We start from the raw sequence: 25688 nt of genomic DNA on the forward strand, positions 1-25688 counted from the left end.
TGTCTGATGGTCAATCGTTGCATAAACGCTGTCGGAAACTGTCAATTCGATGCGCCCGCTGTCTTTTTTCCTGAAAATTCGCCAACGGCTGCAGCAAGCCGTTCCGCCACATGGGTCCGCCATGCCGGGTCGAGCATCAGTTTTGCGTCTTCATCATTGGACAAATAGCCGATTTCAACCAGCACGGACGGCACATCGGGCGCTCGCAACACCTGAAACCCGGCGAAACGGTGCGGATTGTTGATCATGTTCACATCGCCTTTGAGCGCCCGCACCACGCCCTTGGCGAAACTGAGCGAGAATGTATGCGTCTCGCGCCGGGTCAGATCCATGAGAATATCGGCAATTTCCGGCGTCTCATTGTCAAAGGCAACACCGGCAACCGCATCGGCCTTGTTTTCGCGGTCGGCCATGGCGCGCGATGCGGCATCGGACGCCTTGTCGGAAACCGTGTAGACCGTCGCGCCGCGAATGTTGCGCTGGTTGATCGTATCGGCGTGCACCGAGATAAACAGATCTGCCTCATATTGCCGGGCAATGCGCACGCGTTCCGGCAGGCGCAGGAATTCGTCGCTGTCACGCGTCATCTCGATCCGCAGGCCGGGAATCTTGCTCAACTGATCGCGCAGCTCGCGTGCGAACATCAGGGTGACATCTTTTTCCATGATGCCGCCGGTGCTTTCCGCACCGCTGTCTATGCCGCCATGCCCCGCATCCACGACAACGGTGAACGGCTTGGGCGCCTTGCTGACTTCCATCGGCGCCGCACTGGCGACACGGTCGCCCTTGGGGCCGACCTGCGTGGATGCGGTGGGTGCATTCTGGTTTTTGATGGCATCGGCAAACTGCCGGTCCGACGAGGCGACAAGATCGGCAACAAGGCGATAGCCGGGACTGTTGTCATTCTTGAGCACGTCGACGCGTTCGACACTGAACGGGCCCTTCATGGTAAAGATCAGCCGCGAACGGGCATCGCTGATCATCCCGTAGCGCACATTGTAGATCAGTCCGCGCGGCTCCAGCGATTTCTTGTCAAAGGCAAAGACGGCTTTCGGCAAATCGATCACCAGGCGATGCGGCTCGCCGAGCAGCAGCGTCGACACCTCTGGCTCATGGTCGAAATTGATCACGACGCGGGTGCGCAGTTCGTCGCCAGCCGCCTGATAGGTCAGTGCCGCCAGTTCATCGGCCGCAAACGCGCCCTGGCCGGATTGCGCGACAGCAACCGAGACTAGAAAGACTGTTACCAAAAACCGGCAGATCACATTCATGTCATTGCAGATGGACGCCGGCGCGTGCCGGGCAATCATCCCCTCTGGTGCTATTTCGTATCAGACGGAGCCACATTATATGTGAATGATAGGTAACTCGTCGTGGTTAATTTAATCTTATTAACCGCCTATCCCCGTTATCCCGCAGTTATCGTGACCGCCACTTCTGTGCCATAGCGATGACACGATTATGAAGAAGGCCTTGTCATAACGCGACACACCTCCTAAAAGCAAAGGTGGGTTACTTTCCGCCATCCGGAATCATGCTCGCTATGTCACGGCAATTGGCCGGCTGACACTGAAGGCAAAGACACGGAGTGGCAGAAGCGAAGCATCGCTGTGGTAACCGGAAAAGAATTTGGCGTGAGCAGACAGGGAATGTCGGCTGCGCTTTGTGTGAACGGCAGATGGCGCAGACAAGGCGCGTCGAGCCAGCCCTTTCGAGGGTGTTACCGCATAACCCCAAAGATCATTTTCGATTTTTGGATAAGGATTATGCGCAATCTTAGTTGTTACTGCGCCTCTGTGCGTCCGAAAAGACGCACGGCGCAGTAACGGGTCGGCAATGCTTCAGAGCATGCCATTCGTAGAGGTCGTTTCGTCAGGAACAGAAATGTTTGACACAGGCGTGACTATTACCGGCTTGAAAGCCGCGGGTGCTGAAAAGCAACACCGCGTGATGCCGTGTCTGTCTGTTTCTGCGAACCTTAATATATCCGGCAAATGTGAAACCGCGGCTCCGGCACCCCTTTGGGCGTCCCGGTTGTCCCGCGTTTTGAGCGTTTCAGCCGGGGAGAAGAATCATAATGTCGGACAAAATGCTAATCGACGCCTCCCACCAGGAGGAAACGCGCGTTGTCGTGGTTCGCGGCAACCGGATTGAAGAATTTGACTTTGAGTCGGAACACAAGAAACAGATCAAAGGCAATATCTATCTCGCGCGTGTCACACGTGTAGAACCATCGCTTCAGGCAGCTTTCGTTGAATATGGCGGCAATCGCCATGGCTTTCTCGCGTTCAGCGAAATCCATCCTGACTACTATCAGATTCCGATGGCGGATCGTCAGGCCCTGATCGACGCGGAAGCCGAGGCAGCCAGCCAGGACGAAGACCACGAGGAAGCAGCCGGCGAGCAACGCACTCGTGATCGCAACGATCGCGGACAGCGCAATCGCCGCCGCAGCCGTCGCGGTACGCGCCAGGGCGACGAATCGGTCAAGCTCGATTCGGCGGATGACGAGAATGCTGCCACCGATGAAGCTGGCGACAGCCACGAATCATCGGAGCAGGCTGCATCGGATGAAAACCCCTCTTCCGAAAACAATGGCGGGCAGACACTTGCCGCCGCCATCGACGCCGATGTCATTTCGGAAGCCGTTGTCGTTGACACCAACGATGCGGCTGACGCTGCCACGGATGCCGCTGAAAGGGCTGACGACGGCGACCACCAGCCGCGCCGGTCGAAGCGCCGGTCGCAGGACGACAAGGAAGAGCCGCATGACGAGCTCGACGAAGTCGATTCCATCGGTGCCGAAGATGCCATGGAAGAAGTTCCCACGCATCAGCGCTTCCAGCGCCGCCAGTACAACATCCAGGACGTGATCAAGCGCCGGCAGATCCTGCTGGTTCAGGTTGTCAAGGAAGAACGCGGCAACAAGGGCGCGGCCCTGACCACGTATCTCTCGCTCGCCGGCCGTTATTCCGTCCTGATGCCGAACACCGCCCGTGGCGGCGGCATTTCGCGCAAGATCACCAGCATCCAGGACCGCAAGCGCCTGAAGGATATCGTCAAGGACCTCGAAGTGCCCAAGGGCATGGGTGTGATCCTGCGCACGGCCGGTGCGATGCGCACCAAGCCGGAAGTGAAGCGCGACTACGAATATCTGATGCGCCTGTGGGAAAATGTCCGCAGCCTCACCCTCGCCTCCAGCGCGCCGACCCTCGTCTATGAGGAAGGCAGCCTGATCAAGCGCTCCATCCGCGATCTCTACAACAAGGACATCACGGAAGTGCTCGTCGCCGGTGAAAACGGTTACCGCGAGGCCAAGGACTTCATGCGCATGCTCATGCCGAGCCATGCCAAGGTGGTACAGCCCTATCGCGAACTGACGCCGATCTTTGCGCGCAACGGCATCGAAGCGCAGCTCGACCGCATGCTGCAGCCGCAGGTGACGTTGAAATCCGGTGGCTACATCATCATCAACCAGACGGAAGCTCTGGTGGCGATTGACGTCAACTCCGGACGGTCGACACGCGAACATTCGATTGAAGATACGGCCTTGCAGACGAATCTTGAAGCGGCAGATGAAGTCGCGCGCCAGCTGCGGTTGCGCGATCTTGCCGGTCTGATCGTCATCGACTTCATCGACATGGAAGAAAACCGCAACAACCGTGCGGTGGAAAAGCGCCTGAAGGATTGCCTGAAGGACGATCGCGCCCGCATCCAGGTCGGCCGCATTTCCCACTTCGGCCTGCTTGAAATGTCGCGCCAGCGCATCCGCGCCAGCGTGCTGGAAAGCACCACGCAGATCTGCTCGCATTGCGGCGGCACCGGCCATGTGCGCTCCGCCTCCTCCATCGCGCTGCATGTCATGCGTTCGATCGAGGAATATCTGCTGCGTCATTCGCAGAACAACATCATCGTTCGCACCACGGTTGCAACGGCGCTCTATGTGCTCAACCACAAGCGTCAGAACCTTGCCGATCTGGAAGCCCGTTTTGGCCTGACGATCAGCATCGAGGCCGATGAGAGCGTGGGTGCGCAGCATTTCGCCATCGACAAGGGTTCCATTGCGCTTGGCCCGATTGTTCCGCTGACGGAAACGCCGGCCCTTGGCATTGTCGACGACTTCGACGAGACCGATCCGGTGATCGAGGAGATCGACGAAGACGCCGACAGCGAAGCACAGCCCGGTGAAACCGCCCGCACGGGCGATCAGGACGAATCATCGCGCAAACGCCGGCGCAAGCGGCGGCGGCGCGGCGGTCGTGACCGCCAGGACGCGGCAGCCGGCGAGCCCGGCCAGGCCGTGCGCGGTGACACCGATGGTGATGATGCGGATGTTCCGGCCGTCGAAGGCGAGGATGCAGCTGCAACCAAAGCCCGCGAGGAAGAGAACGAACGCCGCAAGAAGCGCCGGCGCGGCCGTCGCGGCGGACGCAAGAACCGTCGTCCGGAAGATGGCGATGATCAGGAGATCGCTGCCAAATCCGTGCCCGATGCGGAACCGGTGTTCGTGACCATCCCTCTGCCGGATTTCAGCAAACCAGCGACCGTTGAAACCAAGGCGACTGCGGTTGAAGAGACGGTTGTCGTTGCAGACATCGTGGTTGAAGCGGAACCGGCGGTTGCCGACGAGGCACCGGTCAAGAAGCCTTCCCGCCGCAAGCCGCGCGCCAAGGCGGGAGCCGAGCCGGTCGCAGAAGCCACAGCAGAGGCTGCGCCCGTGGAAGCCGAAGCCGAGGCTCCAGCCAAGCCGAAACGCGCACCGCGCAAGACCGCCAAGAAGGCGGTTGCCGAGGAAACGGTTGCCGAGCCTGCACCAGCAGTCGAGGCGGAGGCGCCAGCTGCCGCTCCGGCGGAAATCCAGCCGGAGCCCGCTGCCCCCGCAAAGGCAGAACCGGCAAAGGTGGAAAACAGCACGCCAGTCGTCACGTCCACCTCTCCCAAGGACAAGAAGGACGGCGAAGCATCGCCGAAGCGCGGCTGGTGGCAGAAGAAGGGTTTCTTCTGAGAGCCAGAAACGCGTGGATAACTGAACTGGAGAACCGGCATCTTTGCCGGTTCTTCTTTATCAAGGCCCGCGCTATCCTTAAGCCGGGCCTCAGATTTGCCGGAATAATCCGCCATCTCACAAAAAAGAGAACACGGTTTGCTTCTCTTTCCTTCAAAGACCGACTTCGATACGAATAAGCCATGATGACAGTTCGACAGATCATTTCCCGTCAATCGTTGACTGCCATGGCGCGCAGCACGGTCGCGGCTCTCGTTGCGGGCGCTGTCAGCCTGGTCCAGACGAGCATCGCTGCGGCACAGTCCAACGTTCCCATCGTCCGCGATGCCGAAATCGAAGCGCTTGTAACCGACTACGCCACGCCGATCATCAACACGGCGGGTCTGGGCAAACGCGCCATCCGCATCGTTCTCGTCAACAACAGCAGTTTCAACGCGTTTGTGGATGGCCGGCGTATTTTCATCAACACCGGGGCGCTGCTGCAGGCCGAAACACCCAATGAGATCATCGGGGTGCTGGCCCATGAAACCGGGCACCTGGCGGGCGGGCACCAGTTCCAGTTGCGCGAGCAGATGGCGCACGCCAAGACCATGGCGGTTGTTGCCGGGCTGGTTGGCCTTGGTGCCGCCGTTGCAGGGGCCGCGACCAAGCAGGGCGGCATGGCGCAGGCAGGGACAGGCGTGGCCATGGGCGGTACAGAGATGGCCATGCGCAGCCTGCTCAGCTATCAGCGCACGGAAGAAATGGCAGCAGATCGCTCGGCAATCACCTATCTTGCCAATACCGGGCAATCGGCGAAGGGCATGCTGACGACATTCGAGCGTTTCTCCAATGCCCTGTCGCTCAGCGGCACACGCACCGATCCCTACCGCATCAGCCATCCCATGCCGCGCGAGCGCATTGCCAATCTGGAAACGCTCGCCCGCGCCAGCCCCTATTTCGACAAGACGGACAGTCCTGCTCTGCAACAGCGCCACGATCTGATGCGAGGCAAGATCGCCGCCTATACCGGCGGCGGCGCCAGCGTGCTGCAGAACTTCCGCAAGGACCCGAACAATATCGGCGCCCGCTACGGCAATGCCATCGCCACCTACCTCAACGGCTCGTCGCAGGAAGCACTCGGAAAGATCGATGCGCTCATCCGCGAGCAGCCGAAGAATCCCTATTTTCACGAAATGCGCGGCGAAATCCTCCTGAAGCAGAACAAGGTGATGGAGGCGGCGGCGGCCTACCAGAAGGCCAGCACGCTTGATCCGCGCAAATCGGGCCTGATCCGCATGGCCTATGGCCGCGCGCTGATGCTGAGCGGCACGCCCGCCAACCTGAAGGCCTCGATCAAGGAAATTCAGGCCGGCATCGACCGGGACCGCGAATTCCCCGACGGCTACGGCTATCTGGCGCAGGCCTATGGCCAGCTTGGCGATGGACCGCGTTCGGACCTCGCCGCAGCTGAGGAAAAGTACTATTCCGGCAAGATCCAGGACGCACAGATCTTCGCCATCCGGGCCCAGCGCGCCCTTGCAAAGGGATCGCCAGACTGGGTTCGCGCCCAGGACATCATCAATTCCAAGCGCAATTGAGCATGATCATCCTGCTTTTTGCCAACACCGATACAAACAAGGACATGACGTTATGAAAAAAGTCGCTCTGGTAAGTGCATCCGCAGGCCTCGCGGTCCTGGCCGCACTCGGTTTCAGCCAACAGGCTGTCATGGCACAGACCAGCACGGCTGCAACGCCGCAGCCTGCCATGTCCTCCACCGTCAACCGCGCCGAAGTTGAAGCCATTATCAAGGATTACCTGATCAAGAACCCGGAAGTGCTGCTTGAAGCCCAGGCGGCACTCAGCGCCAAGCAGGAAGCCTCGCAGCAGCAGGCGCAGGGTCAGGTCATCAGCCAGAACCACGACAAGCTGTTCAACTCATCGCTCGATGCCGTCTTCGGCAATCCAAAGGGCGATGTCACCGTCGTTGAGTTCTTCGACTACAATTGCGGCTACTGCAAGCGCGCCCTGCCCGACATGGACGCCCTGCTCAAGAGCGACCCGAAGCTGCGCTTCGTGATGAAGGAATTCCCGATTCTGGGACCTGACTCCACCAAGGCCCACATTGTCGCCAAGGCGTTCAAGGCCTTGATGCCGGAAAAATATCTGGAATTCCACCGCGACCTCCTCGGCCGTGACGGCCGCGCCACGGAAGACGCGGCGATGCAGATTGCGGTCAAGCTCGGCGGAAACGAGAAAGCGATCCGCGAAAAGATGAAGTCACCTGATATCGCCCAGGCCTTCCAGCAGAACTACGACCTCGCCAACGCCCTGAACATCAATGGCACGCCGTCCTACATCATCGGCAACGAGGTGGTTCCGGGTGCCCTTGGTGCCGATGCACTGGCGGAAAAAATCAGCCATATTCGCAACAAATAGCGCTGCATTCATGCCAATGACTGCAGAAACCATTTGCGGACAGGCAATCGCGTGATTTTTCGGCTGGCGAACACCCGCTTTGTCAGGCAGTTTCGTCCGGTGGAGAAACATCGGACCTGCTACCTTCCTTGTGGATTGCTTCGCCATCCGGAAAAGAGAACTAGTTCCATTTGGCTATCCATTGCTCTATATGGGACCCGTCATCGGGTTCCGAAACCCGTCACTATGTCCGGTATGGTATGAAACAGCTGATCTTTGTCCTCAATGGCCCGAACCTGAACATGCTGGGAAAGCGTGAGCCGGGAATCTATGGCGCTTCCACATTGAGCGATATCGAGGCTCTCTGCCGCGCCGAGGCGGAAAAGCTGGGCGCCGGGATCGAATTCCGCCAGTCCAATCATGAGGGTGATCTGGTCTCCTGGATTCAGGAGGCAGGCGAAAAAAACGCCGCTGTCCTGATCAATCCGGCTGCCTATACGCATACATCAATCGCATTGCATGATGCCATCCGCGCGGCTGCCGTCACGCTGGTGGAAGTTCATCTGTCCAATATTCACGCGCGCGAGTCATTCCGCCATCACTCCTACGTTTCCCCTTTGGCCAAAGGGGTGATATGTGGCTTCGGAGTGGATGGCTATGTGATGGGCTTGCGCGCACTCGTCAAAGCAGCGGCACCGCAATAACAAGGGCTGCCGAACAGAAATAAGGGGCTTGAAAAAGCATGGCTAGCAGAAACAACGGGATCGACAAGGTCATGATCCGCGATCTCGCAGAAATTCTGAACGAGACGGATCTTACCGATATCGAGATCGAACAGGGCGACCTGCGTATCCGCGTATCGCGGCAGATCACGATGCAGGCTGCGGCACCGCAGGCCGTCTATGCGCAGGCTCCCGCCGCCATCGCTGCCCCAGCCGCATCCGCGGCGCCAGCCGATGCCGCCAAGCCCGCCGGTGATCCGTCAAAGAATGCGGTTCCCTCGCCGATGGTCGGCACGGCCTACCTCTCCCCGGCGCCGGGCGCCCGCGCTTTCATCGAAGTCGGTTCGAAGGTCAAGGAAGGCCAGACGCTGATGATCATCGAGGCCATGAAGACGATGAACCAGATTCCATCGCCGCGCGCCGGAACCGTCACGGCCATTCTCATCGAGGACAGCCAGCCGGTCGAATACGGCGAATTGCTAGTTGTGATCGAATAAATCGAGAGCGTGATGTTTCAGAAAATTCTCATAGCCAACCGCGGCGAAATTGCCCTGCGCGTCTTGCGCGCCTGCAAGGAGCTCGGCATTCAGACTGTCGCGGTCCATTCGACCGCCGACGCCGACGCCATGCATGTCCGCCTGGCGGACGAAAGCGTCTGCATTGGACCGCCCCCTTCGCGCGAAAGCTATCTGAATATTCACCAGATCGTTGCCGCCTGCGAAATCACCGGCGCCGATGCCATCCATCCCGGCTACGGCTTCCTGTCCGAGAACGCCAAGTTTGCGGAAATCCTCGAAGCGCACGGCATCACCTTCATTGGCCCCACCGCGGCGCATATCCGCATCATGGGTGACAAGATCGAAGCCAAGCGCACCGCAAAGCGCCTGGGCATCCCCGTGGTGCCCGGCTCCGATGGCGGCGTGACCGATGACAAGGAAGCCGCGCGCATCGCCGCCGAAATCGGCTATCCCGTGATCATCAAGGCGTCGGCCGGTGGTGGCGGACGCGGCATGAAGGTGGCGCTGAGCGAAGACGAATTGTCCATCGCCCTGTCGACCGCCCGCTCCGAAGCCGGCGCAGCCTTTGGCGACGATGCCGTCTACATCGAAAAATACCTGCAGAAGCCGCGTCACATCGAAGTTCAGGTGATGGGCGATGGCATGGGCAAGGCCGTGCATCTGGGCGAACGCGACTGCTCGTTGCAGCGCCGGCACCAGAAGGTCTGGGAAGAGGCCAATTCCCCCGCTCTGAATGCGGATGCGCGCGACCGCATCGGCATGATCTGCGCCAACGCCATGGCCGATATGGGTTATCGCGGCGCCGGTACGATCGAGTTCCTCTACGAAAACGGCGAGTTCTATTTCATCGAGATGAACACCCGCCTGCAGGTGGAGCATCCGGTCACCGAAGCCATCACCGGCATCGATCTCGTGCATGAACAGATCCGTGTTGCATCCGGCGGCGGTCTCTCCGTCACCCAGGACGACATCCGCTTCCATGGCCATGCCATCGAGTGCCGCATCAATGCGGAAGATCCCCGCACCTTTGCACCCTCGCCCGGCAAGATCACCCATTACCACACACCGGGCGGCCTCGGCATCCGTGTCGATTCCGGCGTCTACACCGGCTACAAGATTCCGCCCTATTACGACAGCCTCATCGGCAAGCTGATCGTGCATGGCCGCAACCGCGTGGAATGCCTCATGCGTCTGCGCCGGGCGCTGGATGAATTCGTGGTGGATGGCATCAAGACGACCCTGCCGCTGTTTCAGGACCTGATCAACAATCCTGATATCGCCAACGGCGACTACGATATCCATTGGCTCGAAAAATATCTGGCCGGCGATACCGCTATTGCCGAAGAAGAGGCATGACGGGCAAGGACCCGGCAGAGAACTTCAAAATAGACCCCGAGTTGTTGCTGCGCGCCTATGCAACCGGGGTCTTTCCCATGGCCGAAGAGGCTGACAACCCGGAAATCTTCTGGGTTCGTCCGGAACGGCGCGGCATCATCCCTTTCGAGAATTTTCACGTTTCGCACAGCCTGCGCAAAACCATCCGCCAGGGGCGCTTCGATATCCGTTTCGATACGGACTTTGCCGGCGTGATCGACGGCTGCGCCAGCGGCAGCGGCGAGCGTGCCCGTACCTGGATCAACCAGCCCATCCGCGAAGCCTATGGCAAGCTGTTTGCCCTCGGCCACTGCCATACGGTCGAAGCGTGGCAGGAGGATGGGCTTGTCGGCGGTCTCTACGGCATCTCGCTGGGATCGGCATTTTTCGGCGAAAGCATGTTCTCGCGTCAGCGCGATGCATCGAAAGTCTGCCTCGTCCATCTGGTCAGCCATTTGATCGAAAAGGGCTTTACCCTGCTCGACACCCAGTTCACCACAACCCATCTGGAAAGCTTCGGGGCTGTTGAAGTTCCCCGCCGGCAATACCAGAAGATGCTCGACAATGCCCTGGCGCAGTCAGCAGAGTTTTGAAACGTCATAGTCCTCGGATGAATCTGTAGTATTGTGCCCTTGGCCGCAACTGTCGATGGGAGCAGACCGGCCGAATATTTTTCTGATGAACAGTGTCGGGTTGTGATCTCTCCATACGTCCTTGGACGGGAAGACCCAATCCATGCGAGGAGAACTGTTATGAAAATCAATGCCTATCTGAATTTTGACGGACAATGCGAAGAAGCATTCAAATTCTACGAGAAGGTCCTGAACGGCAAGATCCAGTTCATGGGCCGTTTCGGCGATATGCCGGAAGGTGCCCAGATGCCCGGGTCGGAACATCTGATCATGCATGTCCATATGACTGTCGGCGACAATTCGTTGATGGGTTCAGATTCACCGCCACCCTACTTCCAGAAAATGCAGGGTATGCAGGTTGCCCTTAATCTCGACTCCCCGGAAGAAGCCGACAGGATCTACGGCGCATTGAGCGAGGGCGGCAACGTCACCATGCCTATCGGCGAAACCTCCTGGGCGATACGCTTCGGCATGCTGGTGGACCGTTTCGGCACACCCTGGATCATCAACCACGCCAAACCGATGTAAACTGGTTTGGGCAGTTGATCCCGGTGCTCAAGTGCCGGGATCGATGTCTGCTCGCAGCTGCCTCTTTGGGTGGTGCGTGGTTCGACAAGCTCACCATGAGGAAGGTGGCTTGGTGCAAGATTATGCACAAACGTCGCAGAATATGGCTCCCTGCAATCCTCAGCATCCCTCATGGTGAGCTTGTCGAACCACGCAGGGACGTTTACGCAACGGGAAACAATCAGCTTTTGGCTGGCGCGGGAACGTCCGAGGACTGCTTGCAGCCTTTGAGCCAGACGTCATACACGGGATGCTCGACGGCATTGAGACCGGGGCTGTCGGCAAACATCCAGCCCGAGAAAATCTTGCGGATCTTGCGGTCGAGGGTGATTTCATCCACTTCGACAAAGGTATCGGTTTTCGGTGTTTCCGTATCCGGACGCGTGTAGCAAACGCGCGGCGTCAGCTGCAGCGCGCCGAACTGAACCGTCTCGTCGATATAGACGTCAAACGAGGTGATTCGTCCGGTGATCTTGTCGAGCCCGGAAAAAACAGCGATCGGATTGGAAATCTTGTCGTCGGCGGCATGCGCCGGTGCGCAAAGGCCGGCAGCCATCAAACCGGCTGCGAGAAGACGGGCTTTGTTCTGGAACAGAAAGGACAAGTTGGGACGGATCATTTCAATTCCGGCTGTGTTCAGGCTGACGGGACAGGTTCATACCAGCCCGTCGATAATCGCCAATTGTGGCAGAAGAAAATCCGCTCAGGATCCCGGTGTCCACGCATCATAATCGCCCGTCACCGCGGGACGATTGTCGCCATGGGCAATGGAGCCCTTCGGACGGTAGGCAGCGGCAGAACCGGTCAGGTTCGGCTGGTGGGTCTTTTCCCAGGCATGCGCCTTGTAGGTTTCACGCGATGGCGGCGTTTCGGCGCGATGATGGATCCAGCCGTGCCAGCCTGCAGGAATGGCCGACGCTTCCGCATAGCCCTTGTAGATCACCCAGCGGCGCGTGCGGCCTTCGGAGTCCTGCGTGCCTTCATAATAGACATTGCCGAACTCATCCTCACCGACTTTCGTACCCTTGCGCCAGGTAAAGACGCGCGTACCGATCGTCTGACTGTTCCACCAGGTGAAAAACTGTAAAAGGAAGGTCTTCATTGCAATCCTGCTTCGAACTATGTCGTTCAACTCTTCGGGTTATGGCCGTATCGCCGGGGGATAGCAAGGGTCAAGTTGCCGCTGGCACAGCTTCCACGAGCATTTTGAAACCGGCGTGGCTCTTCTTGAACCCCAGCCTTTCATAGAACCGATGCGCATCCACGCGCTTGGCGTTCGACATCAGCTGGATCAGCCCCACGCCGCGCGCCTTGCCCAGCGCAACGCAATGCTGGATCAGCTTGGCGCCGATCCCCTTGCCGCGCAGGTCGCTGCGCGTCTGCACCGCGCCGATGGTCATGTTGGTGGTGCCGCGGCTGGGCAATGTCGTGGTGAACGTCACCTGCGCCGTGGCAACCACTTCACCACCCAGCACGCCGACAATCAGCTCGTCGCAATTGCTGGCTTCGATCGCATCGAAGGCGCGCGCATAGCGCGGGAAAAATTCGGGATCCGTCGTGTCGCCATGGCCGCCGAGCACATCCTCGGCGAAAATCGCAATCAGCGCCGGCAAGTCCGCGCGCTCGGCGCGGCGAAAAACGGGCTCAGCGGCAGAGGTCACGGTGCAAGCTCATAGCCTGACAGGGATTTTTCCATGACCAGCACGGAAATGCCGGAATTGGCTTCCCCCCAATTGTCCGTCCGCGCGCCGGTCAGATCAAAGCCCCGGCTTTCATAGAAGCGGCGGGCCTTCTGGTTCGATTCGATCACTTCAAGCTGCAGCATGAACACGCCAGGGAAAGCGCTTTCCACTTCCGCCAAAAGCAGCGAACCGACGCCGTTGCTCTGCTTTTCCGGGTGCACATAGAGCTGATTGAGCAGCGCCAGCTTGTGATCCCTCTGCGAGGCATAGGCCATGCCGTAGAGGTCGGCGCCGTCATCGGCAAGAATGAACTCGGAATAGGGCTTTGCCAGCTGCTTTTTCAAGGCATCCAGCGAGTGGTAGCGATTGGTGACCGCATTGACCTTTTCGACGCCGTAGACATCGTCATAGGTGGCGTGCCAAGTCTCTACGAGCAATTCACGGACAGTTGCCAGATCGTCCTTCGTCGCGCTTCGAATCCACATGCTTTAATCGACAATCCCGAGTTTTGCCTTGACCAGATCGCTGACAGCCTGCGGATTTGCCTTGCCACCAGTGGACTTCATCACCTGACCGACAAACCAGCCGGCCATGGTGGGCTTTGCCTTCGCCTGCTCGACCTTATCAGGATTCGCGGCAATGACATCATCCACGGCTTTTTCAATCGCGCCGGTATCGGTTACCTGCTTCATGCCGCGTTCTTCGACCAGCGCGCGCGGATCGCCGCCTTCGTTCCAGACAAGCTCGAACAGGTCCTTGGCGATCTTGCCGGAAATTGTGCCTTCCCTGATCAGATCGATGATGCCGCCGAGCTGATCCGGCGACACGGGCGATTCCTCGATGCCCTTGCCGGCCTTGTTCAGCGCGCCGAGCAGATCGTTGATCACCCAGTTGGCGGCAAGCTTGCCGTCGCGGCCTTCAGCCACCGCTTCGAAATAATCGGCAATCGCCTTTTCTGTCACCAGAATGGAGGCGTCGTAGACGGAAAGGCCGAGCACGGACACAAGCCGCGCCTTCTTGTCGTCCGGCAGCTCCGGAAGGTCGGCCCGCAGCTCGTCGACATAGGACTGCGCGAATTCGAGGGGCAGAAGGTCAGGATCCGGGAAATAGCGATAGTCATGCGCTTCTTCCTTGGAGCGCATGGAGCGCGTCTCGCCCTTCACCGGGTCGAACAGGCGTGTTTCCTGATCGATCGATCCGCCATCCTCCAGAATGGCGATCTGACGGCGGGCTTCATAGTCGATCGCCTGGCCGACAAAGCGGATGGAATTGACGTTCTTGATCTCGCACCGCGTTCCGAACTCGCCGCCCGGGCGGCGCACGGAGACGTTGACGTCAGCACGCATGGAGCCTTCGTCCATGTTGCCGTCGCAGGTGCCGAGATAGCGCACGATGGTGCGCATCTTGGTCAGGTACGCCTTGGCTTCGTCGGCCGAGCGCATGTCCGGCTTGGAGACGATTTCCATCAGCGCCACGCCGGACCGGTTGAGGTCCACATAGGACATGGTCGGGTTCTGGTCATGCAGGGATTTGCCCGCATCCTGTTCCAGATGCAGACGCTCGATGCCGATCTCGATATCCTCGAACTGGCCCTTATTGTCGGGACCGACCGAAATGAGCATCGTGCCTTCGCCGACGATGGGCTGCTTGAACTGCGAAATCTGGTAACCCTGCGGCAGATCCGGATAAAAATAGTTCTTCCGGTCGAAAACCGATTTCAGGTTGATCTGGGCCTTCAGGCCAAGACCGGTCCGAATCGCCTGGCGCACGCACCATTCGTTGATGACCGGCAGCATGCCGGGCATGGCGGCATCGACCAGCGATACATTTTCGTTGGGTTCGGCACCGAATGTCGTGGAAGCGCCGGAGAACAGCTTCGAATTGGATGTGACCTGCGCATGCACTTCCATGCCAACGACAATTTCCCAGTCGCCTGTGGCACCGGAAATGAAACGCTTGGGTTCGGGCGTACGGGTATCAACGAGAGTCATGCTGGGCTGTCATTCCTGGCTAAATTTGTCTGTCTACTGGCTAGTCGAAACAGCCCCTTGAGGCAAGTGTTTCTCCATCCCGAAGCCGCGCGATTGCGGAAATGCGCCGCTTCGGCCTGTTTTTCCGGCGCAGCAATGCTAGGCTCGATTCCAGTCAGCGGTGATCGGGAGAGGATCGCCCGACACATTCGGAGGACACCGATGCAGAACATTCATGGCCTTGCCATCCCCGAAACCCTTGCCGAAACGGTCAGGCCCGAGACAACGGCGCTGGTCGTCTATGACATGCAGGTCGGCATATTGCGGCAGATGCAGGACGGCGGCGCCATTCTGGAAAAGGTGCTGCAAACCCTCGAGATCGCGCGTTCCGCCGGTATCCGCATCTTCTTCATGCGCCATATGTCCCTGCCGAAGAAAATGGCTGGCGTGTTTCAATACAGGCAGATGATGGCGTGGCAGCGTCAATCATCCGCCAGCGATGTCGAACCGTGGTTCCTGCGCGACAGCCCCGGTTTTGCGCTTGCGCCGGAACTCGACGTTCGCGACGACGAAGCCATTCTCGACAAGATCACCTTCTCGGCGTTCGAAGGCACGCCGCTGGCCATCGCCATGCGCGACTGCGGTCTCAAAAGTTTCATCATCTGCGGCATCGCCACGGAAATCGGCATTGATCCGACGGTTCGTCACGGCGCCGATCTTGGCTTCATTCCCGTCGTCCTGACCGATGCCTGCGGCGGCGGCCACGCGGAAGCGGCGGAGCGGTCAATGGCCAACCTGGCCTATATGGGTGACGCGATGCTGTGCACGGTCGAGGAACTCTCTGCTGCGGTTCGATAGACCAAGGGGTACAAGTGCGTGGTGCGTGGTTCGACAAGCTCACCATGAGGGAGGCTGCATTTTGCAGAGCACTGGATTCCCTCATGGTGAGCTTGTCGAACCACGCATGATTGTTCTGCAACGCTCTTCTCCGTTGCCACGCCCGCAATTGCGTCTGGCTGTTGAAAGGTGGGAAAGACGGGCGGTCCCTGGAACGCGGGTCTTGGGTATTCTGGTATGCTATGCTTGCGATCCTGGGGACCACCCGCCCCGACGTTTTTGAGGGTTTTGCTCAATGCGCATCCATCGAGCCAAACCTCCCCGATCCAACAGGTTTCCTCCCTGCAGGGCCGAAGCGCCGATCCTTTCCCGACTTTCGAAGGTTTCCGGAAGCATTCCCGCCGGAAAGGACACGAGAAGAATAAGCGCGGACGGGAGAACGTGGATAAGTTGGTGGTGAATTTCTTATAAAACAACAGCTTGGCTGTTCCCACCCCCCTCTGTCCTGCCGGACATCTCCCCCACAAGGGGGGAGATCACATCGGCATGAACGCTTTTGCGTTATTTTCAATGTTGAAGATTAGCTGAAACGGTTGTGACAGCTGATCTCCCCCCTTGTGGGGGAGATGTCCGGCAGGACAGAGGGGGGTGAAAATCACACAAAAGGCTTGGCGCATGAATGCCTTTTCTAACCCGCCAGCATCTCCCGCAGCACCATCCGCTTGAACGTTTCGACCAGCGCATCGCCTTCCCCGCGCTCGACGGAAATCGCCAGGTGCATGGTGGCTTGACCCAGATGCATGATCAGGAAGCTGGAACTCTCCAGCGTCGCCCTGTCCGCCGCCGGGTTGATGCGCAAACGCGCCGCGGCAAGCACGGCGCCATTCAGGCGGCTGTCATGCAGATCGATATCGCGCAGCGCCTTGTCCGCCTGCGTTCCCGACCAGATGTCGCGCATGACGGGTTCGGCCAGAAACATCGCGTGATAGGTATCGATCAGTTCCGCAAAAGATGACTGCAAGTCTTTCATATCACTGACGTTTTGCAGCGCGTCTGCAATGCATTCACGCCCCAGTGCATTGTACCTTTCCGCCAGCGTCCGGATGATCGATCCCTTGTCCGGAAAATACTGGTAGAGCGATCCGATCGATATCTCCGCCATCTGCGCCACATCGCTCATGCGCATGGCGTCGCTGCCGCCCGTGGCGATGAGCGTCGAGGCACAGGACAGGATGCGTTCCACCCTCTCCCTGCTGCGCCGCTGCGTCGGTTCCTTGCGCGGCATGGTGGCTTCCCTGTCGCCGGAGGCAGGCACAACAGACGCAATCTCGTTCATGGGCAGGATCTCCAAGGTTCTCAAATTCCGCTTGACTCGCAGAATATGAGGATTTATCACATATTGCAAATGTGAGGATTACTCATGTTTACACAAGGAAGATCACCATGACCAGCAGCAACAGCATGTCGACAGCAAAACCCATTCTCATCGTCGGCGGTACGGGCAAGACCGGACGCCGTGTGGCGGAACGGCTCAGGGCGCGGAACCTGCCCGTGCGCATCGGTTCGCGCAGCGGCAACCCGGCCTTTGACTGGGAAGACCGCAATACCTGGCTTCCCGCGCTCAACGGCGTCAAAGCCGCCTACATCACCTATTACCCGGACATTGCCATTCCCGGCGCAACAGAGACCGTCGAGGCATTCGCGCGGCTTGCCGTGGACAATGGCGTCAAACGGCTCGTGCTCCTGTCGGGGCGCGGCGAACACGAAGCCCAGCGTGCCGAAAAGGCTTTTCAGCAGTCCGGTGCCGACTGGACCATCGTCCGCGCCAGCTGGTTCGCCCAGAATTTCAGCGAAAACGTCATGCTGGCCTCCATCCTTGCCGGCGAACTCGCCCTGCCGGTCGGCGATGTGGGCGAGCCGTTCATCGATGCGAACGATATTGCCGATGTGGTAGCGGCAGCGCTGACCGACGATCGCCATATCGGTGAGCTTTATGAGGTCACGGGGCCGCGTCTCTTGACTTTTGCGCAAGCGACGGAAGAAATCGCCAGCGCCGTCAAACGCGATATTCGCTATGTGACGATCACGCCGGAACAGTTCTCGCACGGGTTGGCGCAGGAACAGCTTCCGCCTGAAATCGTCGACCTGCTCAACGAGCTCTTCACCCAGGTGCTTGACGGGCGCAACGAATATCTCGCCGATGGCGTGCAACGGGCGCTGGGCCGCGCCCCGCGTGACTTCTCGCACTACGTTCAGGAAACAGCAGCGACCGGCATCTGGTCGGATATTTCGGAGGGACAGTAACATGTGGCTACCCATTCTCACCCTTTTGGCCGCCCTGGGAAGCGGCCTGATGGCAGGGTTGTTCTTCGCCTTTTCAAGCTTCGTCATGACCGCGCTGGCCAAACTGCCGGCCGAACAGGGTATCGCCGCGATGAATTCGATCAATGTGACGATCCTCAATTTCTCATTTTCCCTGGCCTTTTTCGGCACCGCGGCGATCTGTGTCGTCCTCGGCGTGGTCAGTGTCATGCGCTGGGGTGAATCCGGGTCGCTGGCCCTGCTGGCCGGCAGTGTGCTTTTCCTTGTCGGCACCATCATCGTCACCATGGTGTTCAACGTGCCGCTGAATGACACGCTGGCTGCAATCAGCCCGACAAGCGCCGAAGGCGCGAGTGCATGGACGACCTATCTGAATGACTGGCTGCCGTGGAACCATGTGCGGACAGTGGCGAATTTCGCCGCCCTCGCCGCCTTCATCTTCGCTTTCGCCCAGCAGTCGCAGGCATGAAGCATCCGGTAAGCTGAAACGCTTATCCGCTCTGCCCGGACAATCGAACCCGGCCGTCCCCACGGCCGGGTTTTCATTTCCGGCGCCTGCAAAAATCACGCTTGCGGATCACATAAGTCTATGCTTATGTATTGGCATGTCTGAAGTCGATATATTCAAGGCCCTTGCCGACCCCACCCGCCGCGCCGTGTTCGAACGGCTGGCCGATGGCGAGAAGAATGCGACCGAGCTGCGCGAGGGGTTTTCCCTGTCGCAGCCCGCCATGTCGCAGCATCTCGCCGTCCTGCGCTCCGCCGGCCTTGTCGCGGAGCAGAAGTCGGGCCGCCACGTTCATTACCGGGTCAATCCCGACGGCCTGGCGCAACTGCACCAATGGCTCCACCGCTACCGTGCCTTCTGGCCGCAGCGCGTCGATGAGTTGAAACAGCTTTTGAAGGAAATGGATCAATGACCAGCGAAACAGCGCAAGCCGATACCGCACTGCGTTATGAATATGATCTGGATGCCGCGCCTTCAAAAGTCTGGCGCGCGCTGACCGTACCGGAATTCGTTGCCCGCTGGCTGCTGCCCGATCCGCAGGCGCCGCAGGAGCCACCGCGTATCTCCCTTGAGGTCATCGAAGCCGATACGGAACGTTTCGTCCGCTATTCCATGCGCGAAGAGGATGATGCCGTGGCTGACAGCATCGTCACCTTCCGGCTCAACCCCAATGGCTCCGGCGGCACGATTTTCAGCATCGTGCATGAGCCTGTGATCGCAGTGATGCCGCAGGGCCGCACCGCTGCCAATGGCAATGCGCCGCCGACCGCCATGCGCCTCGCCGCTTAAACACACAGAAATACAACTGATGAAGGAGTGTTCGCCATGCGCGACATGATGCAGCTCGTCCCTATGGTCGTGGAACAATCCAGCCGCGGTGAACGGTCGTTCGATATTTATTCGCGCCTGCTCCGGGAGCGCATCGTCTTCCTGAACGGTCAGGTGGAAGACGGCATGGCAGCGCTGATCTGCGCGCAGCTGCTGTTTCTCGAATCCGAAAACCCGAAGAAACCCATCTCCATGTATATCAACTCGCCCGGCGGGGTCATCACCTCGGGCCTTGCCATCTATGACACCATGCAGTTCATCACCTGCCCGGTCGCCACGCTGTGCATGGGCACGGCGCGCTCCATGGGTTCATTCCTGCTGATGGCGGGCGAACCTGGCCACCGCGCCGCCCTGCCCAATTCGAGCCTGCATGTGCACCAGCCGCTCGGCGGGTTTCAGGGACAGGCCTCGGATATTTTCATTCAGGCGCAGGAAATGGCGGTGGTCAAGCAGCGCATGACCCGGCTCTATGCCCAGCATTGCGGCCGCACGGTGGAAGAGGTCGAGAGAACCCTCGACCGCGACCATTTCATGACCGCGCAGGAAGGCCTCGACTGGGGCCTCGTCGATACGATCATCAGCAAACGCGACGGCAGCCCCTTGCAGCTTCCCAGCAGCTGACGACGGGCCACATCGACTTTGACATCGCCGTTTTCTTCTTTTATACGGCTCGTCCACACCGATGGAGTGTTTATGTCTAATCAGTCTGAGTCCCTCTAAAGCCCCAGCTTCTTTGAAGGTTGGGGCGTGAAAACAGGAGCCCCGCGCCAAAGTTCTTTGGCAGCGGACGTGTTCTTATGGGCTTTTGCCCGTTTTCCCAGGACTTGGATCAATGGACATTTCGCGCGACGAACAGCGCATACTTCACCTGCTCGCCCAGGGCGGCAAAATCTTGCTTGAAAAAGATGAGCGCAAGGCCATCACGGATATCGTCTGCCTGACCCGCGATGGTGCCCGCTACACGGCCTGCGACCTCAGGCTCTTCCGCAAGCTCAAACAGAAAAAGGCCATCGCCTCCTCCGGCGGCGGCCCTTACCGGGTAACCCGGCGCGGCCTGCAACTGGTGCGCTCGGAGCTGGACAACCGGTAAAACAAACCGATCAGCGGCACCGTCAGGTGCCGCTGGTCATTCCCGCAAGGCAGGAAATATCATCACGTTAAATCTTCAAAAATCTTCCGGTTCCGGAATCCGCCCGAAAGCGATCTTGGAGCCGATGTAATTGCCGGGTCCGGTCGTCAGCCCGAGATTGAGCGCCTTGGAACCATGGCGCACCCGCACCCTGTCGAGCAGGTCCGAAACGCGTTCCCATTGGCCGCGCTGCTCGGTCATCCCCCGCGTGTCGAACAGATCAAGGCTTGCTTCCGTCTCTCCGGAAAGATCATGCAGCACGACGGTGACCGAATTGACCTTCTTCATTTCACCTGCCTTGATCAATTTCTCATGCAAATCATTGAGACAATTGAGAAAACTGTGATCATCCCTTGCCGGGCGGAACTGGCCTTCCACCGTCACGCGGCTATCCCAGCGTGTCCCGACGGTATAACTGAGCGCGCCGGCACGGTAATGCGACCGGCGCAAACGCCGCGCGGCGCTGAGGCACAGCAGCCGCGCGCATTGCAGCACCCTGTCCGGCGCCCGCCAATCCGGTGGCAGATTGCGGCCGTGACCGAACATGCGCTTGACGGTCTCCAGCTTTTCCACGGCATAGCCATGCAGCGCCGAGACGAAACGCTCGCCCTCGACACTGTTCCAGATCGCGCGGGCATGTTTGGGCGCCAGCGCCCAGAGGCCCTGCACATCGTTCACGCCGGACTGCCCCAAGCGCTGTTCCATCCCCTTGGAGATACCGGGCAAATCCTTCAACCGGAGGTCGAACAGCCGTCCCGGCAGGTCGTCATGGCCGAGCACGACACAGCCATCGGGCTTGTCCATTTCGGCGGCGATCTTGGCAAGAAGCTCGTTGAGGGAAACGCCGATCGAACAGGTCAGCACCGCGCCCATTTCCTCGTGCAGCGCCCGCTTGATGCGCGCCGCCAACCCCTGCGGGTCCCTGGCCTCGGAGGCCAGCAGCGTGCACGCCACCTCGTCAATCGAGCGCACGGCGGCAATCGGCACGCAGGTCTCGATGGTCGACAGAATCCGGTTGTGCATCTTCACATAGACGTCGGGCCGCGCTTCGAGAAACACGATATCCGGGCAGAGCGCACGGGCATCGCGCACAGAGGTGCCCGTTTTGATGCCGAAGGGTTTTGCCTCGCGGCTGGCGGCAATGACGCTTGTATGCGGCGAATCCAGCGGCACCACCGCGATGGGCCGGTTGCGCAGCGCCGGATCGAGCTGCTGCTCGGCGCTGGCAAAAAAGCTGTCGAAATCCAGATAGAGCTTTTCCAGATGGGTCGGTTTACGCATGGGTTCTGTTCTCGCTGCAGAATGAGAACAAAAATAGAACATGCAACCGTTCAATGCAAACTGAATCAGGAAATGCCGTTATCCCTGCTGACACACGGTCAGGCCCGCGCGGCATCCATGATGCGGAACTGGGTGGTTGTCGAGCCGTTCCAGTGGTTCAGGGCCAGATTACCCGCCACATGCATGGACTGGCCGAGATTGCCGAATAGGAAATCGCCCAGCGGCCCGCCTGTTGCGCGAAAGGCAATCGCGTTGATACGCTTGCCGTCGGCGCCCGCCAGTGTCGCCTTGACATGGTTCGTCCCGACGGTGCGGGCATCGACAAGCCGGTGGTGCGGCAGCACCAGCACCGGCTGCGGATGGCCGGAACCAAACGGCCCGGCCCGTTCCATGGTCTCGTAGAGCGGCACCGTTGCGCCGGATGCGCTGAGCGCACCGTCAATGGCCAATGACTGGTTCTCGCGCAGTTGCCCGACCATTTCGGCCGCCTGCTCCTCGAAAAAGGCCCGCAGCGCGCCCATCTTGCCGCGCTCCACCGTGATACCGGCCGCCATGGCATGGCCGCCGCCTTTGACCAGCAGCCCGGCATCCACGGCACTGCGCACCAGTTTCCCCAGATCAAACCCGCTGATCGAACGGCCGGACCCGCTGCCGGTGCCGTTGACATTGAAGGCGATGGCAAAGACCGGCCGCCGGGCCCGTTCCTTCAGCCGCGCTGCGATCAGGCCGACAATGCCCGGGTGCCAGTCGTCGCTGGCCGTCACCAGAACGGCGGGTCCGCCACCGCTCGACATTTCCAGCATGGCTTCGGCTTCCGCCTGCTCCAGCATCACGGTTTCCATCGCCTGCCGCTCGGTGTTGAGCCGGTCAAGCTCGGCGGCAATCCGCGCCGCCTCGTTCGGATCGTCCAGCGTCAGCAGCCGCGCGCCAAGCCCGGCATCGCCGATGCGCCCGCCCGCATTGATGCGCGGACCGATGAGATAGCCGAAATGAAAGGCGCTGAGCGGTTCGCCGATGCGCGAAACCCGCGCCAGGGCGGCCAGCCCGGCATTCTGCTGTGCCCGCGCGACGAGCAGGCCCTTGACCACGAAGGCGCGGTTCAGCTCCTTCAGCGGCACCACATCGCACACGGTGGCAAGCGCCACCAGATCGAGCATCGACAACAGGTCCGGCGCCAGTGTTCCCGTGGCAATGCGCTGCGCGCGCAAGGTGCGCAGAACCTGCACCAGGGTGAGGAACACCACTCCTGCCGCGCAAAGATGGCCCTGCCCGGACAAATCGTCCTCGCGGTTGGGATTGACCACCGCCGTGGCGGCAGCCGGCAGTTCGCCGCCGACCTGATGATGGTCGAGGACAACCACGTCGGCACCCGCTTCGCGCGCAGCCTCGATGGCCGCCGCACTGTTGGTGCCGCAATCCACCGTCACGATCAGGGAAGCGCCATTTTGCGCCAGTTCGCGCATGGCCTGCGGATTGGGCCCGTACCCCTCGAAAATCCGGTCGGGGATATAGATATGGTTGGCAACGCCGTAATGGCTGAGAAAGCACGAGAGAATGGCCGACGAACAGGCGCCGTCCACGTCGTAATCGCCGAAAATCGCCACCTTCTCGTGTTTGCCGATGGCCTGCGCGATACGACCGGCCGCTTTTTCCATATCGGTCAGCGATGCGGGATCGGGCATCAGGCCCTTGATGGTCGGGTCCATGAAAGCGGGCGCATCGTCCACCCCGACGCCGCGCCCGGCGAGAACGCGGGTGACGAGATCGGGAAAACCATGGTTCTGCGCCATGGCGAGCGCAATATTGGCTTCACGCGGTCCCAGCCGGTCAACCCATTTCAGACCGGTTGCAGAATGTTCAATGCCGAGGAAAAGCCGTTCTGGTGCCATGCAAGGGTTCAATCATCCGGCCGCGCCGAATGCAATGCTTCGAACGATCAATCCGGTGCACAAACCAGCAATTACTGCGGGGCTGTCGCGGGTGCGGCCTGACCATTGACCGCCGGTGCCCCCAGATCATACATCGTCGTGGCAATCGAGGTCGCGAAATCGGCAAGGCTGCGCTCGGCCGCATCCTTGCTGCCCTTGGCGTAATTGGCAACGGGCTGGATCAGCAGATAGCGGCTATGCATGCCGATCACGCAGACCAGGAAGGCGTGCTTCTCCTGCGCCGCATCCGCGGTGACGCACGGCATTGCCCGGCCAGCGCCGTAGGGCAGCGTTGTCTGCACCGCGATTTCGCCGGGCTGGGTCGAATGGTACTGCGTGGCCTTTTCGAAGAGATCGCGCACAACAGGATCGTCGGGACCGTCCTTGATCGGATAGGCGGCATCCTTGTTGCTGGCCCTAACGCCAGCCATCGTCACCGTTGCCCGGGCGTCAACGGCTTCATATTCGGCCGTCACGCTGAAATCCTGCGGATTGACGCTGTGTTTGACGAGGGTAAAGGGTCCGACCATCTGCGGAAACCGGTCGGCAATCGAATTGGAGCGATAGCCTTGAATGAGATCAAGGTAAGGGTCCTGCGCAAAAGCACCGTTCAGCGGGCCCAGAAGAACGAGCGTTGATACAAGGCAACCGGTTATTTTCGTTCGGATATTCATGGCTGTTCCACCGATCTGAACTCCCGCTCTGAAAATACCTCAAAAAGCATGGCCTCAATAGGGCATTTCCTATTGAGCCATCAACGCAGTTAACAAAATGCCCTGCAGCCCGAAGGAACTGCAGGGCAAAAAGTGTTTCAAATACCGGTTCTTACTGGAATTTTGTCATGTCCTGGTGTTTTGCCTTGATCTCGCGCACGGTCTGCGAATGCGAACGCATGACGATCGTGTGGGTCTGGATATAGTCGCGGGCGAATTTCACGCCGGACAGCATATTGCCGTCAGTGACACCCGTGGCCGCAAACAGCACGTCGCCCTTGGCCATTTCTTCCATGGTGTAGATCTTCTTCGGATCGCTGATGCCCATCTTGGCGGCACGCGCAATCTTGTCGTCGCTGTTGAGCTGCAAGCGGCCCTGCATCTGGCCACCGATGCAGCGCAGAGCCGCCGCGGCAAGAACGCCTTCCGGCGCACCGCCGATGCCGATGTAGATATCGATGCCGGTTTCATCGGGATCGGTCGTGTGGATCACCCCGGCGACGTCGCCATCACCGATGAGGCGGATGGAGGCGCCCGTTGCGCGCACTTCCTCGATCAGCCGCGCATGGCGCGGGCGGTCCATGATGCAGGCGGTGATCTCACTGACCGGAACGCCCTTGGCCTTGGCCACCGCAGCGATGTTCTCCGCCGCAGGCGCATCGAGCTGGATGATTCCGGCGGGATAGCCCGGTCCGACGGCAATCTTTTCCATGTAGACGTCGGGCGCGTAAAGCAGATTGCCCTTTTCGGCAATCGCGATCACGGCGAGTGAGTTGGGCAGGTTCTTGGCGCAGATGGTGGTGCCTTCAAGCGGATCGAGCGCGATATCGACCTCGGGGCCCGTGCGCGTGCCGACTTCTTCACCGATGTAGAGCATCGGCGCTTCGTCGCGCTCGCCCTCGCCGATCACCACGGTACCGCTGATGGGAAGACGATTGAGTTCCTGACGCATGGCATCCACGGCAGCCTGATCGGCAGCCATTTCATCGCCGCGCCCGCGCAGACGGGCAGCGGCCACGGCGGCACGCTCGGTCACGCGGACGAGCTCAAGGGTCAAAATACGGTCGAGGCCCATCGAAGTCTGGTCAGAAGTTTTCGGCATAATCTATCCTGCGTTCGTGTGGGAATTACCCTTTTGCGGATCAACAGGGTACTTCCTAGCATTGCTGTGCAAACCTTTTGTCAAAGTCGCAGAGCAGCGGCAAGACCCCGCCGGCAGGAAAGTGCCTTCACCGAAAAAGCTAATCGATTAAACGGGGTAGCGGCCGTTCA

26 protein-coding genes are annotated in these 25688 nt (G+C 59.8%); 15 read left to right on the plus strand and 11 right to left on the minus strand.

Translation table 11 applies throughout. The annotated features are described in order from the left end of the window. Positions 1–41: 41 nt before the first annotated feature. Positions 42–1310, minus strand: coding sequence for an N-acetylmuramoyl-L-alanine amidase (locus ACP7B1_RS09055; RefSeq protein WP_346308018.1), 1269 nt, complete (start codon positions 1308–1310; stop codon positions 42–44). Between the two features lie 767 nt (positions 1311–2077). On the opposite strand from ACP7B1_RS09055, the gene ACP7B1_RS09060 reads away from it, so the two are divergent. The 8 genes from ACP7B1_RS09060 (at position 2078) to ACP7B1_RS09095 (ending at position 11179) form a co-directional block, all read left to right on the plus strand. Beyond that, positions 2078–5005, plus strand: a complete 2928-nt coding sequence (locus ACP7B1_RS09060) for an Rne/Rng family ribonuclease (protein ID WP_426136879.1) — start codon at positions 2078–2080, stop codon at positions 5003–5005. 185 nt (positions 5006–5190) lie between these two features. After that, positions 5191–6585, plus strand: a complete 1395-nt coding sequence (locus ACP7B1_RS09065; RefSeq protein WP_403177643.1) for a M48 family metalloprotease — start codon at positions 5191–5193, stop codon at positions 6583–6585. Between the two features lie 52 nt (positions 6586–6637). Further along, positions 6638–7426, plus strand: coding sequence for a DsbA family protein (locus ACP7B1_RS09070; RefSeq protein ID WP_223613208.1), 789 nt, complete (start codon positions 6638–6640; stop codon positions 7424–7426). Positions 7427–7665: 239 nt separating this feature from the next. Then, positions 7666–8109 (plus strand): type II 3-dehydroquinate dehydratase, encoded by a 444-nt coding sequence (gene aroQ, locus ACP7B1_RS09075; protein ID WP_105732638.1) that lies wholly within the window; start codon positions 7666–7668, stop codon positions 8107–8109. A 38-nt stretch (positions 8110–8147) separates the two neighbouring features. After that, complete coding sequence (gene accB / locus ACP7B1_RS09080; RefSeq protein WP_346306235.1) at positions 8148–8624, plus strand: acetyl-CoA carboxylase biotin carboxyl carrier protein; 477 nt, start codon at positions 8148–8150, stop codon at positions 8622–8624. Positions 8625–8636: 12 nt separating this feature from the next. Next, positions 8637–10001, plus strand: coding sequence for an acetyl-CoA carboxylase biotin carboxylase subunit (gene accC, locus ACP7B1_RS09085; RefSeq protein WP_403175109.1), 1365 nt, complete (start codon positions 8637–8639; stop codon positions 9999–10001). Beyond that, complete coding sequence (gene aat / locus ACP7B1_RS09090; RefSeq protein ID WP_426136880.1) at positions 9998–10612, plus strand: leucyl/phenylalanyl-tRNA--protein transferase; 615 nt, start codon at positions 9998–10000, stop codon at positions 10610–10612. The genes accC and aat overlap by 4 nt, the downstream gene beginning before the upstream one ends. A gap of 159 nt (positions 10613–10771) precedes the next feature. Beyond that, on the plus strand, positions 10772–11179 hold the full coding sequence (locus ACP7B1_RS09095; protein ID WP_346306232.1) for a VOC family protein: 408 nt from the start codon (positions 10772–10774) through the stop codon (positions 11177–11179). A 220-nt stretch (positions 11180–11399) separates the two neighbouring features. Here ACP7B1_RS09095 and ACP7B1_RS09100 read toward each other — a convergent pair whose 3' ends face one another. The 5 genes from ACP7B1_RS09100 to gatB form a co-directional block, all read right to left on the minus strand. Continuing rightward, positions 11400–11774, minus strand: coding sequence for a DUF2155 domain-containing protein (locus ACP7B1_RS09100; protein WP_346306276.1), 375 nt, complete (start codon positions 11772–11774; stop codon positions 11400–11402). A 147-nt stretch (positions 11775–11921) separates the two neighbouring features. Beyond that, positions 11922–12320, minus strand: coding sequence for an NADH:ubiquinone oxidoreductase subunit NDUFA12 (locus ACP7B1_RS09105; protein ID WP_223613204.1), 399 nt, complete (start codon positions 12318–12320; stop codon positions 11922–11924). Between the two features lie 70 nt (positions 12321–12390). Further along, on the minus strand, positions 12391–12879 hold the full coding sequence (locus ACP7B1_RS09110) for a GNAT family N-acetyltransferase (protein ID WP_346306275.1): 489 nt from the start codon (positions 12877–12879) through the stop codon (positions 12391–12393). Continuing rightward, positions 12876–13385, minus strand: a complete 510-nt coding sequence (locus ACP7B1_RS09115; RefSeq protein ID WP_346306274.1) for a GNAT family N-acetyltransferase — start codon at positions 13383–13385, stop codon at positions 12876–12878. Before ACP7B1_RS09115 ends, ACP7B1_RS09110 begins: the two co-directional genes overlap by 4 nt. Positions 13386–13388: 3 nt before the next feature. Continuing rightward, a complete protein-coding gene (gatB, locus tag ACP7B1_RS09120; RefSeq protein WP_346306273.1) occupies positions 13389–14891 on the minus strand; it encodes an Asp-tRNA(Asn)/Glu-tRNA(Gln) amidotransferase subunit GatB in 1503 nt (500 codons plus the stop codon). Between the two features lie 201 nt (positions 14892–15092). Here gatB and ACP7B1_RS09125 point away from each other — a divergent pair, with 201 nt between their 5' ends. After that, complete coding sequence (locus tag ACP7B1_RS09125; protein ID WP_346306272.1) at positions 15093–15728, plus strand: cysteine hydrolase; 636 nt, start codon at positions 15093–15095, stop codon at positions 15726–15728. 667 nt (positions 15729–16395) lie between these two features. On the opposite strand, the gene ACP7B1_RS09130 is transcribed toward ACP7B1_RS09125, so the two are convergent. Then, positions 16396–17043, minus strand: a complete 648-nt coding sequence (locus tag ACP7B1_RS09130; RefSeq protein ID WP_346305991.1) for a TetR/AcrR family transcriptional regulator — start codon at positions 17041–17043, stop codon at positions 16396–16398. A gap of 107 nt (positions 17044–17150) precedes the next feature. Here ACP7B1_RS09130 and ACP7B1_RS09135 point away from each other — a divergent pair, with 107 nt between their 5' ends. From ACP7B1_RS09135 to ACP7B1_RS09160, 6 genes are all read left to right on the plus strand, one after another. Continuing rightward, a complete protein-coding gene (locus tag ACP7B1_RS09135; RefSeq protein ID WP_346305992.1) occupies positions 17151–18011 on the plus strand; it encodes an NAD(P)H-binding protein in 861 nt (286 codons plus the stop codon). Between the two features lies 1 nt (position 18012). Next, positions 18013–18498: a DUF1772 domain-containing protein gene (locus tag ACP7B1_RS09140; RefSeq protein WP_346305993.1), complete on the plus strand. Its 486-nt coding sequence runs from the start codon at positions 18013–18015 to the stop codon at positions 18496–18498. Positions 18499–18634: 136 nt separating this feature from the next. Continuing rightward, positions 18635–18949: an ArsR/SmtB family transcription factor gene (locus tag ACP7B1_RS09145; protein WP_105732628.1), complete on the plus strand. Its 315-nt coding sequence runs from the start codon at positions 18635–18637 to the stop codon at positions 18947–18949. Continuing rightward, positions 18946–19326, plus strand: a complete 381-nt coding sequence (locus ACP7B1_RS09150) for an SRPBCC family protein (protein WP_346305994.1) — start codon at positions 18946–18948, stop codon at positions 19324–19326. Before ACP7B1_RS09145 ends, ACP7B1_RS09150 begins: the two co-directional genes overlap by 4 nt. Before the next feature lie 36 nt (positions 19327–19362). Further along, positions 19363–19986: an ATP-dependent Clp protease proteolytic subunit gene (locus ACP7B1_RS09155; protein WP_346305995.1), complete on the plus strand. Its 624-nt coding sequence runs from the start codon at positions 19363–19365 to the stop codon at positions 19984–19986. A 211-nt stretch (positions 19987–20197) separates the two neighbouring features. After that, on the plus strand, positions 20198–20455 hold the full coding sequence (locus tag ACP7B1_RS09160) for a YjhX family toxin (protein ID WP_346305996.1): 258 nt from the start codon (positions 20198–20200) through the stop codon (positions 20453–20455). 75 nt (positions 20456–20530) lie between these two features. On the opposite strand, the gene ACP7B1_RS09165 is transcribed toward ACP7B1_RS09160, so the two are convergent. The 4 genes from ACP7B1_RS09165 to glpX all read right to left on the minus strand — a co-directional run bounded on the left by ACP7B1_RS09165 (position 20531) and on the right by glpX (position 25518). After that, positions 20531–21775: a type VI secretion protein ImpB gene (locus tag ACP7B1_RS09165; RefSeq protein ID WP_346305997.1), complete on the minus strand. Its 1245-nt coding sequence runs from the start codon at positions 21773–21775 to the stop codon at positions 20531–20533. A gap of 98 nt (positions 21776–21873) precedes the next feature. Beyond that, positions 21874–23664 carry a single-stranded-DNA-specific exonuclease RecJ gene (gene recJ / locus ACP7B1_RS09170; protein ID WP_346305998.1) on the minus strand — a complete coding sequence of 597 codons (1791 nt, stop codon included), beginning with the start codon at positions 23662–23664 and terminating at the stop codon, positions 21874–21876. A 71-nt stretch (positions 23665–23735) separates the two neighbouring features. Next, on the minus strand, positions 23736–24377 hold the full coding sequence (locus ACP7B1_RS09175) for a hypothetical protein (protein ID WP_346305999.1): 642 nt from the start codon (positions 24375–24377) through the stop codon (positions 23736–23738). Positions 24378–24528: 151 nt separating this feature from the next. Next, positions 24529–25518: a class II fructose-bisphosphatase gene (gene glpX / locus ACP7B1_RS09180; RefSeq protein ID WP_346306000.1), complete on the minus strand. Its 990-nt coding sequence runs from the start codon at positions 25516–25518 to the stop codon at positions 24529–24531. Positions 25519–25688 lie beyond the last annotated feature (170 nt).

Origin of the sequence: Phyllobacterium sp. SL163 (assembly GCF_049896885.1) — a bacterium.
Taxonomy (GTDB): Bacteria; Pseudomonadota; Alphaproteobacteria; order Rhizobiales; family Rhizobiaceae; genus Phyllobacterium; species Phyllobacterium calauticae.

Coding starts and splice junctions, on each gene's coding strand:
- ACP7B1_RS09055 (WP_346308018.1), bottom strand. CDS start 1,310: ATGATTGCCCGGCACGCGCCGGCGTCCATCTGCAATGACATGAATGTG.
- ACP7B1_RS09060 (WP_426136879.1), top strand. CDS start 2,078: ATGTCGGACAAAATGCTAATCGACGCCTCCCACCAGGAGGAAACGCGC.
- ACP7B1_RS09065 (WP_403177643.1), top strand. CDS start 5,191: ATGACAGTTCGACAGATCATTTCCCGTCAATCGTTGACTGCCATGGCG.
- ACP7B1_RS09070 (WP_223613208.1), top strand. CDS start 6,638: ATGAAAAAAGTCGCTCTGGTAAGTGCATCCGCAGGCCTCGCGGTCCTG.
- aroQ (WP_105732638.1), top strand. CDS start 7,666: ATGAAACAGCTGATCTTTGTCCTCAATGGCCCGAACCTGAACATGCTG.
- accB (WP_346306235.1), top strand. CDS start 8,148: ATGGCTAGCAGAAACAACGGGATCGACAAGGTCATGATCCGCGATCTC.
- accC (WP_403175109.1), top strand. CDS start 8,637: ATGTTTCAGAAAATTCTCATAGCCAACCGCGGCGAAATTGCCCTGCGC.
- aat (WP_426136880.1), top strand. CDS start 9,998: ATGACGGGCAAGGACCCGGCAGAGAACTTCAAAATAGACCCCGAGTTG.
- ACP7B1_RS09095 (WP_346306232.1), top strand. CDS start 10,772: ATGAAAATCAATGCCTATCTGAATTTTGACGGACAATGCGAAGAAGCA.
- ACP7B1_RS09100 (WP_346306276.1), bottom strand. CDS start 11,774: ATGGCTGCCGGCCTTTGCGCACCGGCGCATGCCGCCGACGACAAGATT.
- ACP7B1_RS09105 (WP_223613204.1), bottom strand. CDS start 12,320: ATGAAGACCTTCCTTTTACAGTTTTTCACCTGGTGGAACAGTCAGACG.
- ACP7B1_RS09115 (WP_346306274.1), bottom strand. CDS start 13,385: ATGTGGATTCGAAGCGCGACGAAGGACGATCTGGCAACTGTCCGTGAA.
- gatB (WP_346306273.1), bottom strand. CDS start 14,891: ATGACTCTCGTTGATACCCGTACGCCCGAACCCAAGCGTTTCATTTCC.
- ACP7B1_RS09125 (WP_346306272.1), top strand. CDS start 15,093: ATGCAGAACATTCATGGCCTTGCCATCCCCGAAACCCTTGCCGAAACG.
- ACP7B1_RS09130 (WP_346305991.1), bottom strand. CDS start 17,043: ATGAACGAGATTGCGTCTGTTGTGCCTGCCTCCGGCGACAGGGAAGCC.
- ACP7B1_RS09135 (WP_346305992.1), top strand. CDS start 17,151: ATGACCAGCAGCAACAGCATGTCGACAGCAAAACCCATTCTCATCGTC.
- ACP7B1_RS09140 (WP_346305993.1), top strand. CDS start 18,013: ATGTGGCTACCCATTCTCACCCTTTTGGCCGCCCTGGGAAGCGGCCTG.
- ACP7B1_RS09145 (WP_105732628.1), top strand. CDS start 18,635: ATGTCTGAAGTCGATATATTCAAGGCCCTTGCCGACCCCACCCGCCGC.
- ACP7B1_RS09150 (WP_346305994.1), top strand. CDS start 18,946: ATGACCAGCGAAACAGCGCAAGCCGATACCGCACTGCGTTATGAATAT.
- ACP7B1_RS09155 (WP_346305995.1), top strand. CDS start 19,363: ATGCGCGACATGATGCAGCTCGTCCCTATGGTCGTGGAACAATCCAGC.
- ACP7B1_RS09160 (WP_346305996.1), top strand. CDS start 20,198: ATGGACATTTCGCGCGACGAACAGCGCATACTTCACCTGCTCGCCCAG.
- ACP7B1_RS09165 (WP_346305997.1), bottom strand. CDS start 21,775: ATGCGTAAACCGACCCATCTGGAAAAGCTCTATCTGGATTTCGACAGC.
- recJ (WP_346305998.1), bottom strand. CDS start 23,664: ATGGCACCAGAACGGCTTTTCCTCGGCATTGAACATTCTGCAACCGGT.
- ACP7B1_RS09175 (WP_346305999.1), bottom strand. CDS start 24,377: ATGAATATCCGAACGAAAATAACCGGTTGCCTTGTATCAACGCTCGTT.
- glpX (WP_346306000.1), bottom strand. CDS start 25,518: ATGCCGAAAACTTCTGACCAGACTTCGATGGGCCTCGACCGTATTTTG.